The sequence below is a fragment of the Cronobacter dublinensis subsp. dublinensis LMG 23823 genome, from assembly GCF_001277235.1.
In the GTDB taxonomy this organism is placed as follows: domain Bacteria; phylum Pseudomonadota; class Gammaproteobacteria; order Enterobacterales; family Enterobacteriaceae; genus Cronobacter; species Cronobacter dublinensis.
Genome location: NZ_CP012266.1, coordinates 4,397,166 through 4,409,801 on the forward strand (window position 1 = coordinate 4,397,166; position 12,636 = coordinate 4,409,801).

At 55.7% G+C, this 12,636-nt stretch carries 13 protein-coding genes; 6 read left to right on the forward strand and 7 right to left on the reverse strand.

Features of this window, described 5'->3' with window-relative positions; genetic code table 11:
* Positions 1-8 precede the first annotated feature (8 nt).
* Together glnG and AFK67_RS23010 are read left to right on the forward strand one after the other, a co-directional pair.
* Positions 9-1,418 (forward strand): nitrogen regulation protein NR(I), encoded by a 1,410-nt coding sequence (gene glnG / locus AFK67_RS20400; protein WP_007729495.1) that lies wholly within the window; start codon positions 9-11, stop codon positions 1,416-1,418.
* 110 nt (positions 1,419-1,528) lie between these two features.
* Complete coding sequence (locus AFK67_RS23010; protein WP_004387688.1) at positions 1,529-1,651, forward strand: YshB family small membrane protein; 123 nt, start codon at positions 1,529-1,531, stop codon at positions 1,649-1,651.
* A 27-nt stretch (positions 1,652-1,678) separates the two neighbouring features.
* Here AFK67_RS23010 and hemN read toward each other — a convergent pair whose 3' ends face one another.
* Together hemN and yihI are read right to left on the reverse strand one after the other, a co-directional pair.
* The gene (gene hemN, locus AFK67_RS20405) at positions 1,679-3,052 is read right to left on the reverse strand and encodes an oxygen-independent coproporphyrinogen III oxidase (RefSeq protein ID WP_007729492.1); all 1,374 of its coding nucleotides are present in this window, start codon (positions 3,050-3,052) and stop codon (positions 1,679-1,681) included.
* A 184-nt stretch (positions 3,053-3,236) separates the two neighbouring features.
* Positions 3,237-3,761: a Der GTPase-activating protein YihI gene (gene yihI / locus AFK67_RS20410; RefSeq protein WP_007729491.1), complete on the reverse strand. Its 525-nt coding sequence runs from the start codon at positions 3,759-3,761 to the stop codon at positions 3,237-3,239.
* 589 nt (positions 3,762-4,350) lie between these two features.
* Between yihI and yihA the strand changes: the two genes are divergently transcribed.
* Positions 4,351-4,986 carry a ribosome biogenesis GTP-binding protein YihA/YsxC gene (yihA, locus tag AFK67_RS20415; protein WP_007729487.1) on the forward strand — a complete coding sequence of 212 codons (636 nt, stop codon included), beginning with the start codon at positions 4,351-4,353 and terminating at the stop codon, positions 4,984-4,986.
* Between the two features lie 98 nt (positions 4,987-5,084).
* On the opposite strand, the gene AFK67_RS23720 is transcribed toward yihA, so the two are convergent.
* Both AFK67_RS23720 and polA read right to left on the reverse strand, forming a co-directional pair.
* On the reverse strand, positions 5,085-5,132 hold the full coding sequence (locus AFK67_RS23720) for a small protein SpfP (protein ID WP_071892919.1): 48 nt from the start codon (positions 5,130-5,132) through the stop codon (positions 5,085-5,087).
* A gap of 164 nt (positions 5,133-5,296) precedes the next feature.
* Complete coding sequence (gene polA, locus AFK67_RS20420) at positions 5,297-8,080, reverse strand: DNA polymerase I (protein ID WP_007729484.1); 2,784 nt, start codon at positions 8,078-8,080, stop codon at positions 5,297-5,299.
* 427 nt (positions 8,081-8,507) lie between these two features.
* On the opposite strand from polA, the gene AFK67_RS20425 reads away from it, so the two are divergent.
* Positions 8,508-9,416, forward strand: a complete 909-nt coding sequence (locus AFK67_RS20425) for a 1-acylglycerol-3-phosphate O-acyltransferase, YihG family (protein ID WP_038884733.1) — start codon at positions 8,508-8,510, stop codon at positions 9,414-9,416.
* Between the two features lie 25 nt (positions 9,417-9,441).
* Here AFK67_RS20425 and dsbA read toward each other — a convergent pair whose 3' ends face one another.
* The 3 genes from dsbA to AFK67_RS20440 form a co-directional block, all read right to left on the reverse strand.
* The gene (gene dsbA, locus AFK67_RS20430) at positions 9,442-10,065 is read right to left on the reverse strand and encodes a thiol:disulfide interchange protein DsbA (protein WP_032967558.1); all 624 of its coding nucleotides are present in this window, start codon (positions 10,063-10,065) and stop codon (positions 9,442-9,444) included.
* A gap of 27 nt (positions 10,066-10,092) precedes the next feature.
* Positions 10,093-11,079, reverse strand: a complete 987-nt coding sequence (locus AFK67_RS20435) for a serine/threonine protein kinase (RefSeq protein WP_007729466.1) — start codon at positions 11,077-11,079, stop codon at positions 10,093-10,095.
* A 76-nt stretch (positions 11,080-11,155) separates the two neighbouring features.
* A complete protein-coding gene (locus AFK67_RS20440; protein WP_007729462.1) occupies positions 11,156-11,425 on the reverse strand; it encodes a YihD family protein in 270 nt (89 codons plus the stop codon).
* A 66-nt stretch (positions 11,426-11,491) separates the two neighbouring features.
* On the opposite strand from AFK67_RS20440, the gene mobA reads away from it, so the two are divergent.
* Complete coding sequence (mobA, locus tag AFK67_RS20445) at positions 11,492-12,073, forward strand: molybdenum cofactor guanylyltransferase MobA (RefSeq protein WP_007729460.1); 582 nt, start codon at positions 11,492-11,494, stop codon at positions 12,071-12,073.
* Complete coding sequence (gene mobB / locus AFK67_RS20450) at positions 12,070-12,582, forward strand: molybdopterin-guanine dinucleotide biosynthesis protein MobB (protein ID WP_007729459.1); 513 nt, start codon at positions 12,070-12,072, stop codon at positions 12,580-12,582. Before mobA ends, mobB begins: the two co-directional genes overlap by 4 nt.
* The last annotated feature ends 54 nt before the right edge of the window (positions 12,583-12,636 follow it).

Sequence of the window (12,636 nt, forward strand, 5' to 3'; positions counted from 1 at the left end):
AGGTGATTATGCAACGAGGGATTGTCTGGATCGTCGATGACGATAGCTCCATTCGCTGGGTGCTTGAGCGCGCGCTCACCGGAGCAGGCTTAAGCTGCACCACCTTTGAAAGCGGTAACGAGGTGCTGGACGCGCTGAGCACCAAAACCCCGGACGTGCTGCTGTCGGATATCCGTATGCCGGGCATGGACGGCCTGACGCTGCTCAAACAGATTAAACAGCGCCACCCGATGCTTCCGGTCATCATTATGACCGCGCATTCGGATCTCGACGCCGCGGTCAGCGCCTATCAGCAGGGCGCGTTTGATTATCTGCCGAAGCCGTTTGATATCGACGAGGCGGTGGCGCTCGTCGAGCGCGCCATTAGCCATTATCAGGAGCAGCAACAGCCGCGCAGCGCGCAGGTATTCGGCCCGACCACCGATATCATCGGCGAAGCGCCGGCGATGCAGGATGTGTTTCGCATTATCGGGCGTCTCTCGCGCTCCTCCATCAGCGTGTTGATTAACGGCGAGTCGGGCACCGGTAAAGAGCTGGTGGCGCACGCGCTGCACCGCCACAGCCCGCGCGTCAAAGCGCCGTTTATCGCGCTGAATATGGCGGCCATTCCCAAAGACCTTATCGAATCGGAGCTGTTCGGCCATGAAAAAGGCGCGTTCACCGGCGCCAACCAGATTCGCCAGGGCCGTTTCGAACAGGCCGACGGCGGCACGCTGTTTCTCGATGAGATAGGCGATATGCCGCTCGACGTGCAAACCCGCCTGCTGCGCGTACTGGCGGACGGTCAGTTTTACCGCGTCGGCGGCTATGCGCCGGTCAAAGTGGACGTGCGCATTATCGCAGCGACGCACCAGAATCTGGAGCTGCGCGTACAGGAGGGGAAATTCCGCGAGGATCTATTCCATCGCCTGAACGTTATCCGCGTGCATCTGCCGCCGCTGCGCGAGCGCCGCGAGGATATTCCGCGCCTGGCGCGTCATTTCCTGCAGGTGGCGGCGCGCGAGCTGGGCGTGGAAGCCAAACTGCTGCATCCGGAAACCGAAGCCGCGTTGACGCGCCTCGCGTGGCCCGGCAACGTGCGTCAGCTGGAAAACACCTGCCGCTGGCTGACGGTGATGGCCGCAGGCCAGGAAGTATTGATTCAGGACTTGCCCGCCGAGCTGTTTGAGACCAGCGTGCCGGACGCGCCATCGCAAACCCTGCCGGAGAGCTGGGCGACGTTGCTGGCGCAGTGGGCCGACCGGGCGCTGCGTTCCGGTCATCAAAACCTGTTGTCCGAAGCGCAGCCGGAGATGGAGCGCACGCTTTTGACCACGGCGCTGCGTCATACGCAGGGGCATAAACAGGAAGCCGCGCGCCTGCTGGGCTGGGGCCGCAACACCCTGACGCGCAAGCTCAAAGAGCTCGGCATGGAGTAATCTGGCGTAATGTATAAAAAAGCGTTGTCGCGTACAAATTGCTCTAATTTTATACTTTACTGTCCGCCAGGCTTGAGTATGATCGGGCGCGTTTATGGGGGAGAGTTGTTATGCTGGAATCACTGATCCATATCGCTACGCAGAGCGCGGAAGCTGGCGCCGCCGCGGGTCATACGCCCCAGACGGCGATTGCCGCCCTGCTGTGCGCAGCGCTGGTTAACTTCTTTAGTTAAAAAAAGCGGGCGTGATGCCCGCTTTTTTTATATCACGCGTGAGAACTGTTGCAGCCGCGCTTTGCGGCGCAGATAAACGTCAAAGCACATACAGACGTTGCGGATCAGCAGCCGCCCCTTCGCCGTGACACGAATCCCGCCATCGTTAACCTCCACCAGCCCGTCTTTCGCAAGCGGCGCCAGCAGTTGCAGATCTTCTGCGAAGTAGTCGTTAAAACGCAAACCCCACGCCTTTTCGATCGCGGCGAAATCGAGCCGGAAATTACAGATCAGCGCTTTAATGACGTCGCGGCGGATGCAGTCGTCGCACGTCAATGCAAGCCCGCGCCACAGCGCGTTGCCCTGCTCGTCTACCGCCTGATAGTAACGCTTAAGCTCTTTCTGGTTCTGCGCGTAGCAGTCGCCGATCATGCTGATGGCCGACACGCCTAACCCCAGCAGATCAGTATCGCCCTGCGTGGTGTAGCCCTGGAAGTTACGGTGCAGTACGCCATCGCGCTGGGCGATAGCGAGCTCGTCATCGGGCTTTGCGAAGTGATCCATGCCGATAAACTGATAACCCGCCTGGGTCAGCGACTGGATGGTCTGCTGAAGGATGTCGAGCTTCTGCTGCGCCGACGGCAGATCGGCCTCTTTGATTTTGCGCTGGGCGGCGAACAGCGTCGGCAGATGCGCGTAGTTAAAGACGCTCAGGCGGTCCGGGTTGAGTTCCGCCACGCGTTGCAGCGTAAAGGCGAAGCTTTCCGGCGTCTGCTTTGGCAGGCCGTAGATTAAATCGATATTGGCTGACGTGAAGCCGACCTCGCGCGCGCGCTGAATGAGCGCGAAGATGAAGTCTTCATCCTGCTCGCGGTTAACCAGCCGCTGCACTTCTTTGTTGAAATCCTGCACGCCCATGCTGAGACGGCGGAAGCCTTCGGCATGGAGGTGGTCCAGCACGTCGAGCTCAATTTCGCGCGGGTCGACTTCAATGGAGATTTCAGCGTCGTCGTTAAAGTGGAAATTCGCGCGCAGTAGGCCCATCAAACGGCTGATCTGCGCCTTGCTCAGATAGGTCGGCGTACCGCCGCCCCAGTGCAGCTGACTGACGCGACGCCCGGCAAAAAGCGGCGCGCGGTGAATTATCTCCTGCTCCAGTACGTCGAGATACTGATCGGCTTTATGCTGCTGACGGGTGACAATTTTATTGCAGCCGCAGAAGTAGCACAGCTTGTGGCAGAAAGGGATATGAACGTAAAGCGAGAGCGGCCTGTCAGGATAGCGCGCGACCGCGTCGGCAAACGCCTGCTCGCCAAAATCCTCAGAGAACTCCAGCGCGGTGGGATACGAGGTATAGCGCGGCCCGGAATAGTTATATTTCTGGATAAGGGCCAGATCCCAGTCAATCACCTGCTCAGACATGCTCACTCCTTCCGACGGTTTCGCCGACGCGTTCGGCGAACTGGCCCACCCGCCGGGCGGGTGACAAGCCGGCTGCGCAGCCACTTCTGGCGCCGCGACAGCCGGTGTAGTTTAACGAATAACCACACCAGATAACATACTATCGGAAGGAGTATAAGCAGGACGGTGGGGCCCATCGGAAGGGTTAGTTGCCGCCCTTGAGGAGACGCATCATATCTTCCTGCTGCTCTTCCTCTTCTTCATCATCGTCGTAAGAGAGGCCGAGCTGCTGCATCAGTTCATCAATACGATCGAGACGGGAATCCACCCACGCCTGATCGTCAGCACTCAGGGTTTCGCCGTTTTCCAGGCGCTCCAGCAGCGCATCCAGGCGCTCATCGTTCTCCAGCATGTCCAGCTCTTCCTGCGGTGACAACATAGGTTTCTCACTTTTAGGTTGTTGGTGCTTCTGAGGCCTGGTGTCCTGAGCGTCGCTGACCCCAAGCGGAATCGGTTTTTTGCTGCCGACGCGCGGATCGTTCTGTTTTGACTGACCGGAGGATTTCCCGGATGCGCTGGCGCCTGTCGCGCGGCTGCCCGCCGCATGGCCGCGGTGCTTTTTATCGCGCTTACGGTCGCGGGCTTCCTGATTTAATTCTTCACGCGTTTTACGGCGAGTTTTAGCTTTAGCGGGGCCTTTGCCACGCACAGAGGAAGAGGGTTGCTTCATAATTTTTCGTCTTGGGCCGTTTTAAACAGTATAGAATTGCGGCGGAATCTAGCAGAAAGCAAGTAAAGAAAAAAGGCGACAGGTAAACCTGTCGCCTTTTTTCCTGACTTTTTAACCGGTCACCGGTATCCACCATCCTGGTGCGCTTACAACTAACCCTGTTTTTCCTTCAGCCGACAACGCTCCGTGTCGTGTTCCTTATCCTTGTTAACGTCTCCGACGTTTACCGTCCTGGTATGCTGTGTGCTTCGTCACCCTGACGCTCCAGACACCTCATCCTGAGTTATTATCCGTTGCGACACTCCGTTGTCCGTGACGCCTACTTTACCAGCCTGAACGGCGGGCTCAAGCCATTCACGGCCTTAAATGTCCACTTTAGGACATTTCTGTAAGTCTAACCTGCTGTTTTTACTTAAGTAAAACTTAACGGTCATTTTTTTATGCTGGCAAAGTCTCAACGTTTAACGGGCGGATCTCTCACACGTCTCGCCGGCGTTTTGTAAGCCAGCGGAGAGAACAACAGCCTTTTAGCCCTGTTCAGGTATAATCGCGGCTATTGCTTACGCTTATCCTGACGGAGACGACCGTTTTGACTCAGTTGAACTATCAACAGACGCACTTTGTAACCAGCGCGCCGGATATTCGCCATCTTCCTGCCGACACGGGCATCGAAGTGGCTTTCGCTGGCCGCTCCAACGCCGGGAAATCGAGCGCCCTGAATACGCTCACCAACCAGAAAAGCCTGGCGCGCACCAGTAAAACGCCGGGACGCACGCAGCTTATCAACCTGTTTGAAGTGGCCGACGGCAAGCGTCTGGTGGATTTGCCCGGCTATGGCTATGCCGAAGTACCGGAAGAGATGAAGCGCAAATGGCAGCGCGCGCTGGGAGAATACCTGGAAAAACGCCTGTGCCTGAAAGGCCTGGTGGTGCTGATGGATATCCGTCATCCGCTTAAAGATCTCGATCAGCAGATGATCGAGTGGGCGGTGGATAGCAATATTCCCGTGCTGGTGCTGCTGACCAAAGCCGACAAGCTGGCGAGCGGGGCGCGTAAAGCGCAGCTGAATATGGTGCGGGAAGCGGCGATCGCCTTTAACGGCGACGTGCAGGTAGAAGCGTTTTCGTCACTGAAGAAAATGGGCGTGGATAAACTGCGCGGCAAGCTGGACAGCTGGTTTAACGACCTGGCGCCGATGACCGAAGACGACGCAGCGCAAGAATAACCCTCCACCGGCGCGGGCCTGGCTCGCGCGTCTCTCGATACTTTTTTCCGTGCAATAAAAAACGCCCCAGTCATTTCTGACTGGGGCGGCTAAAATATTCAGCCAAATCCGATTACGTGAAGTAAAAGGTCTGAAAGATAGAACATCTTACCTCTGTACCCTACATCGCTAACTCTACCCTTTTTTTATGACGGGAAAAAGCACTTTTTGTAATTTCTTTTCATTCTTTACATAGCAATTTCTAATGATTATCACAAAAATCTATTAGTTATGTTGCTAAGTTACAAAAGCGCGTTCTCCCGTTGCGGGGTTAATGCGCCTGATCCCAGTTCTCGCCGCTGCCCACTTCCACCAGCAGCGGCACGTCCAGTTTCATGCTGTTTTCCATCAGCTCATGAATTTTTAGCGACACCGCCTCGACGTCATCTTTATGCACCTCAAACACCAGTTCATCGTGCACCTGCATGATCATTTTCACGCGCGGCTGCTCTTTCTCCAGCCAGGCGTCGACCGCGATCATCGCGCGTTTGATGATGTCCGCTGCGGTGCCTTGCATCGGCGCATTGATGGCCGCGCGTTCAGCGCCTGCGCGCCGCGCCGCGTTGCTGGCGTTGATATCCGGCAGGTAGAGGCGACGCCCGTCCAGCGTTTCCACATAGCCGTTATCTTTGGCCTGCTTGCGGGTGCGCTCCATGTACTCCAGCACGCCAGGGTAGCGCTCGAAGTAGAGATCCATGTACTTCTGCGACTCTTTACGCGGGATATTAAGCTGGCGCGACAGCCCGAACGCGCTCATGCCGTAGATCAGACCGAAGTTAATCGCCTTGGCGCTGCGCCGCTGCTCGTTAGAAACGCTCTCCAGCGGCAGACCAAACACTTCCGCCGCGGTCGCGCGATGGATGTCTTTGCCTTCGGCAAAGGCGCTGAGCAGCCCTTTATCACGCGACAGATGCGCCATGATGCGCAACTCAATCTGTGAATAGTCCGCAGAGACAATCACGTAATCCTCCGGCGCGATAAACGCCTGGCGAATGCGGCGACCTTCGTCGTTGCGTACCGGGATGTTTTGCAGGTTCGGATCGGTAGAAGACAGGCGCCCGGTCGCGGTGACCGCCTGGTGATACGAGGTATGCACACGGCCGGTTTTCGGGTTGATCATCAGCGGCAGCTTATCGGTATAGGTTGATTTCAGCTTCGCAAGGCCGCGGTATTGCAGAATAACTTTCGGCAGCGGATAGTCGAGCGCCAGTTCCTCCAGCACCTCTTCCGAGGTGGACGGCGCGCCGCCCGGCGTTTTCTTCAGCGGCTTAATGCCCTGCTTTTCAAACAGAATGGTTTGCAGCTGCTTGGTGGAGGAGAGATTAAACGGCTCGCCAGCGATCTCATGGGCTTTTTGCTCAAGCTCGGCAAGCTTCAGGGCGATTTCCTGTGAATGCGCGTGCAGCACCGCCGGGTCGATTTTGACGCCGTTGCGCTCGATGCGTGACAGCACCGGCACCAGCGGCATTTCGATATGTTCGAAGATATTCAGCGGGCCTTTGTGCTGCTGAAGCTTCGGCCACATTTTCAGGTGCAGCTGCAGCGTGACGTCCGCGTCTTCCGCCGCGTAGCGCCCGGCCTGTTCAAGATCGATCTGATTAAACGTGAGCTGGTTTTTGCCCTTACCGGCAATCTGCTCAAACGTGATGGTCGTATGCTTAAGCCAGCGGCTGGAAAGGCTGTCCATATCGTGGCGGCCAGAAACGCTGTCCAGAATATAAGACTCCAGCATGGTATCGAAGACGATACCGCGCAACTCAATGCCGTAATTCTGCAAAATGCCGCGGTCGAATTTGAGGTTCTGGCCTACTTTCACCAGTTTCTCATCTTCCAGCAGGGGTTTGAGTAACGCCAGCACGCGATCGCGGTCGAGCTGATCCGGCGCGTCGAGATAGTCGTGCGCGACCGGAATATAAGCCGCAAGGCCCGGTTCGATGGCAAACGAGAGGCCGACCAGATTGGCTGTGAGGTTATCGAGGCTGTCGGTTTCGGTATCCACCGCCACCACCGGCGCTTTTTTAATGCGCGTAATCCACTCCAGCAGCGTCTCTTCGTCAAGGATAGTGACGTAGCGCTCCGCCGAGAGCGCGACGGCCTCTTCTTCCGGCTCCGCCTCGACGACGATGGTTTCCGTCGGTTTCGCCGCGGGTTTGCCTCGCGATTGCAGCCATTTACCGGCCTCGAGATCGGACGTCCAGCGTTTGAACTCGTACTGTCTGAAGAGGGCCAGCAGTTCATCAGCGAGCGGTTGCTGCACCTCGAGACGATCGTGACTCAGCTCCAGCTCGACATCGGTCTTGATGGTCGCCAGTTGATAAGAGAGGTACGCCACCTCTTTGTTTTGCTCAAGCTTAGCGGCCATGGTTTTGGCGCCGCGGAAGGAGAGCTCCGCGATTTTCTCCGGGTTCGCATAGAGCGCGTCCAGACCGCCGAGCCCCTGCAGCAGCGCCTGGGCGGTTTTTTCGCCAACGCCCGGCACGCCCGGAATGTTATCGGACGAGTCGCCCATCAGCGCCAGGAAATCGATAATCAGCTCCGGCGGCACGCCATATTTCGCACAGACCTCTTCCGGCCCCAGCACCGTGTTGGTCATGGTGTTGATAAGCGTGACATCTGGCGTCACAAGCTGCGCCATGTCTTTATCGCCGGTGCTGATAAGCACCGCGCGGCCCGCCGCCGCCGCTTCTTTCGCAAGCGTGCCGATAACGTCGTCGGCCTCGACGCCGGACACCGCCAGCAGCGGCAGCCCCATTGCTTTGACCATCGCATGCAGCGGCTCAATCTGCGCGCGCAGATCGTCAGGCATCGGCGGACGGTGAGATTTATAGTGCTCGAACAGTTCGTCACGGAAGGTTTTGCCTTTGGCGTCGAACACCACGGCGGCATGGCTGGGCTGGTACTGCAGTATCAGGCTGCGCAGCATATTCAGCACGCCATACATGGCGCCTGTGGGCTCGCCTGCGCTGTTGGTCAGCGGCGGAAACGCGTGATACGCCCGATACAGGTAAGAAGAGCCATCGACGAGAATAAGGGGATTTTCTGGGATCTGAACCATAATGTCCGTGCCTGATAATGAAGTTATGGATAAAGGATGCCATAGCCTGGCGCAAAACATGAAACCCAAAGGGCCGATCGGCCAGAAAGTTTTGCCGATCCGCGCGATCGCTCGCAACCTTCCCTGTGGATAAGTTTGTGTACAAAAACCTAAGCTATTAATAACGTGAGATAAAAACGTAACGAAGCGCTGTAAATAATCTAAAAAATCATGGGGTTATGAAATATCTGTGACCGCTAATTATTTTTTGGCGGAAAAGTTTTATTGTGGATATAAAAAAGGGCTTTTGCCGGTTCGCTTTTTTAGCGCTTAAAACCAGGCGTTATTCATCCCGCGTTACGTTTAGGCTCATCCCGTGCGAACGTTTTCTGTTAGAATCTGCGCCCTCTGCCGACCCGGCATTTTATCTGACCGTCTGAAAATTATTATGTCGAGATTACTCGCTGCGACGACGCTGCTGCTGAGCATCGTGCTGGCTATTCTGGTAACTATTGTATGCTCCGTGCCAATTATCCTTGCTGGCATAATTAAACTGCTGCTGCCTTTTCCTGCCGTCTGGCGCTCGGTTTCCGGCTTCTGTAATTTTATGATGTATTGCTGGTGTGAAGGGCTGGCATTACTGCTGCACCTGAATCCCCGTCTCACATGGGAAGTAAAAGGGCTGGAAGGCCTGAATAAAAAGAGCTGGTATTTACTTATCAGCAATCACCACAGCTGGGCCGATATTGTGGTGCTGTGTGTGCTGTTCCGTAAGCATATTCCCATGAATAAATATTTCCTGAAACAACAGCTTGGCTGGGTGCCTTTTATTGGGCTCGCCTGCTGGGCGCTGGATATGCCTTTTATGCGTCGTTATTCCCGCAGCTATCTGCTGCGCCACCCGGAACGCCGCGGTAAAGATGTGGAAACCACCCGCCGCTCCTGCGAGAAATTCCGCCATCATCCCACCACGATAGTGAATTTCGTCGAAGGCTCTCGTTTTACCGAAGAAAAAAAGATCCAGCTGCGTTCCCCCTTCCGGCATTTACTTCCGCCGAAAGCGGCTGGCATCGCCATGGCGTTAAATGTCCTGGGGAAACAGTTCGATAAGCTGTTAAACGTGACGCTCTGCTACCCGCAAAATAACCGCACGCCGTTTTACGATATGTTAAGCGGAAAGCTGACGCGTATTGTGGTGCATGTTGATCTGTTACCGCTGGAAGCGTCGCTGCATGGCGATTACGTTAACGATAAAAACTTTAAGCGCCGCTTTCAGCAGTGGCTGAACGGCCTGTGGAATGATAAAGACGCCGAGCTGGAGGCCATTTATCGGACGTATAAAAAAGCCGGTCAGTGACCGGCTTTTCTTTTACTCAGGCAGATTATTTCTGGCCGAGCAGGTAATTCACCGTATTCGCATATTGCTGGACGAACGCGTCCATATTGCTGGTATCCATGCCCTGCGGGTTAAGCTGGTATTTACCGTTGACGTACATCGCAGGCACACCCTGCAGGCCAACGTCCGCCGCCGCTTTTTCCTGCTGCGCGACCAGTGATTTCACGACGAAGCTGTTCCAGGCGGCGTCATATTCTTCCGGCTTCACACCCGCGTCGATAAAGACTTTACGGATGTCGGCAGGCGTTTGTACGGTTTGGGTTTTCTGCACCGCTTCAAACATCGGGGTCGTGATTTTATCTTCAATCCCCATCGCCATCGCAACCGCCCACGCCTGCGTCAGGTCTTTACCCAGCGGGCCCAGGAATTCAACGTGGTATTTGGTCATTTTGGTGCCAGCCGGCAGCTTTTTCTTCACGTTGTCGGAAACGTGCAGCACTTCTTCAAACTGGTAGCAGTGCGGGCAGTAGAAGGAGAAGAACTCCATGACCTGCGGCGCGCCAGCAACCGGTTTCTCCAGCGTGTTGTATTGTTTACCGTCAGTGTAGTCGGCAGCAGATACGCTGAATGCCATCACCATACCGGCCAGCGCCAGCCAAATCTTCTTCATCATTTACTCTCTCCTGAATATTACTGATCAATACATTGGCGTTAGTTGTAAAGGAGGCTCATTGAGCGCCCGAATTTGCTCATTAAACGTCGCGGTCTGACGGCGCCAGAAATCTTCCTCCGCAAGCCAGGGGAAGTTGCGCGGAAACGCTGGATCTTCCCAGCGACGGATAAGCCAGGCCAGATAGTAAACCTGACGCATGGCGCGCAGCGGCTCTATCAGCTCAAGCTCTTTAAGATTGAAGCTCGTGAATTCCTCATAAGCTTCGAGAATAGTTTCCATCTGCATGCGCTGCTCGGCGGCATCGCCGTTCAGTAACATCCAGAGATCCTGAATGGCAGGGCCGTTGCGGGCGTCGTCGAGATCGACAAACAGCGGGCCGTCGCGCCAGAGAATATTACCTGGATGGCAGTCGCCGTGCAGGCGCAGCGCATCGTAACCGGGCTGCCAGCGGGCGGTAACGGCTGTCGTCAGCGCATCGGTTGCCTGTAAAAGCGCGGCCTTTAGCGAGGCAGGGATGAGCGTGCTTGTCTCATAGACCGCGCGCGGCTCCAGCAGATATTCGTTAATGCCGATGGTCGGACGGTGCGAGAAGAGGCGCTGCTTACCGGTCTGGTGGATACGTCCCAGATAGCGCCCGACCCATTCCATTTGATCGAGGTTATCCGTTTCATACTGACGGCCGCCGAGGCCCGGAAAAACGGCAAACATATAGCCATCATGCGTTAAGAGCGTATCGCCATTCAGGCGCAACGGGGCCGCCACCGGCACTTCATCGGTTTCCAGCTCAAGCGCGAAATGATGCTCTTCGCGGATTTGATCGGCGCTCCAGCGATGCGGGCGGTAAAATTTCACAACAAAACGCTTACGATCTTCATCCTGAAAAAGATAAACGCGGTTTTCAAAGCTATTAAGCGCAGTCAGGCCAGAATCCACACGAATGCCGTGTTCAAACAGGGCATCCATGATGGTATCTGGCTGTAGCGTCTGGAAGGTAAAAGCGTTATCTGTCATCCCGATATCCGGAAAACACAAGCAATGCTTCAGGATATCATTTCAAAGCGAACGCGAGGGCTTCTCTTACAAGCTTTTACTCTTTAATCACCCCGCGAGCGCGCAGCAGCGCCGTTTTGAAATCGTCCTCGTAGTCCTTCTGGATGCCGGGAATGACGGCGTCTTTATCGGCATCACGCATTTTTAACTGATAAATCAGAATATCATCGGTAAGATCGGCAAGTTCGCCGGTAAAACCGGATTCGACGGCCAGCTTTTGCAGAAACTCCAGCAGGTTGAGATCGGGTTCTTTTTCCCAGGCAGGCTGAAGCAGCTCGATAACTTCATTAAGGCGTTTGCATTTCATCATGGGCTCCTTTTATCTGGCTGACACGTTAGCAGGGACAAAACCGTATGAAAAGAGGTGATATTCTTGGATAAGCTTAGCGCGATTACCGGCGTGGTGCTGGCAGGCGGCCGGGCGACGCGAATGGGCGGGCAGAATAAAGGGCTGCTGCTGCTAAATGGTAAGCCGCTATGGCGGCATGTTGCGGAGCGTCTTGCCGCGCAGGTAGAGCACGTCGCTATCAGCGCTAACCGGGATCTGGAGGCTTATCGCATGGGCGGATACCCGGTCATCACCGATACGCTGCCGGACTTCCCGGGGCCGCTCGCAGGTATGCTTTCCGCAATGCAGCAACTTCCCGGCGAATGGTATCTGTTTTGTCCGTGCGACACCCCGCATATTCCCGCCTCCCTGGCGCAGCGCCTGTGGGCGGCGAAAGCAACACGGCCTGCGGTGTGGGTCAGCGATGGCGAGCGCGACCACCCCGCTATCGCACTGGTTCATCATTCAGTAAAAGCGGCCCTGACGGATTATCTGGCGTGCGGAGAACGGCGTGTCATGGTATTCCTGCGTCAAATTAACGGCAGTGCCGTGACGTTTTCCGGTAAAACGGATTTTGCCAATGTGAATACGCTTGCCGAACTTGAAAAGTGGCAGGAGAGAGAATGATTCCATTACTGGGTATCGCCGCATGGAGCGGCACGGGGAAAACAACGCTGCTGAAAGCGTTGATCCCACTGTTGCGCGAAAAAGGCATTCGTCCGGGCCTGATTAAACATACTCATCACGATATGGATGTCGACACGCCGGGTAAGGACAGTTATATGCTGCGTAAAGCGGGTGCCGCCCAGACATTAGTCGCCAGCGCGAAACGCTGGGCGCTGATGACCGAAACGCCGGACGAGGCAGAGCCGGATCTGTATTATCTAGCAAGCCGAATGGATAGCTCGCAGCTGGATGTAATTCTGGTGGAAGGCTTTAAACACGATGAAATCGCGAAAATTATGCTGTTTCGAAAAGCGGCGGGCAGAGAGACGACGGCGTTAACCCCGGACGCGCATACCATCGCTATCGCGAGCGATATACCATTGCCGGGCAATGATTTACCGGTATTGAATCTCAACGATCCTGCGCAGATCGCGACGTTTATTGCCAGCTGGCTGGCAGGACGGAAGTGATTATCTTCAGCGGTGGTATTACGGGCTGAGAAAGTAGTTAAAAAGGAAAGGGTT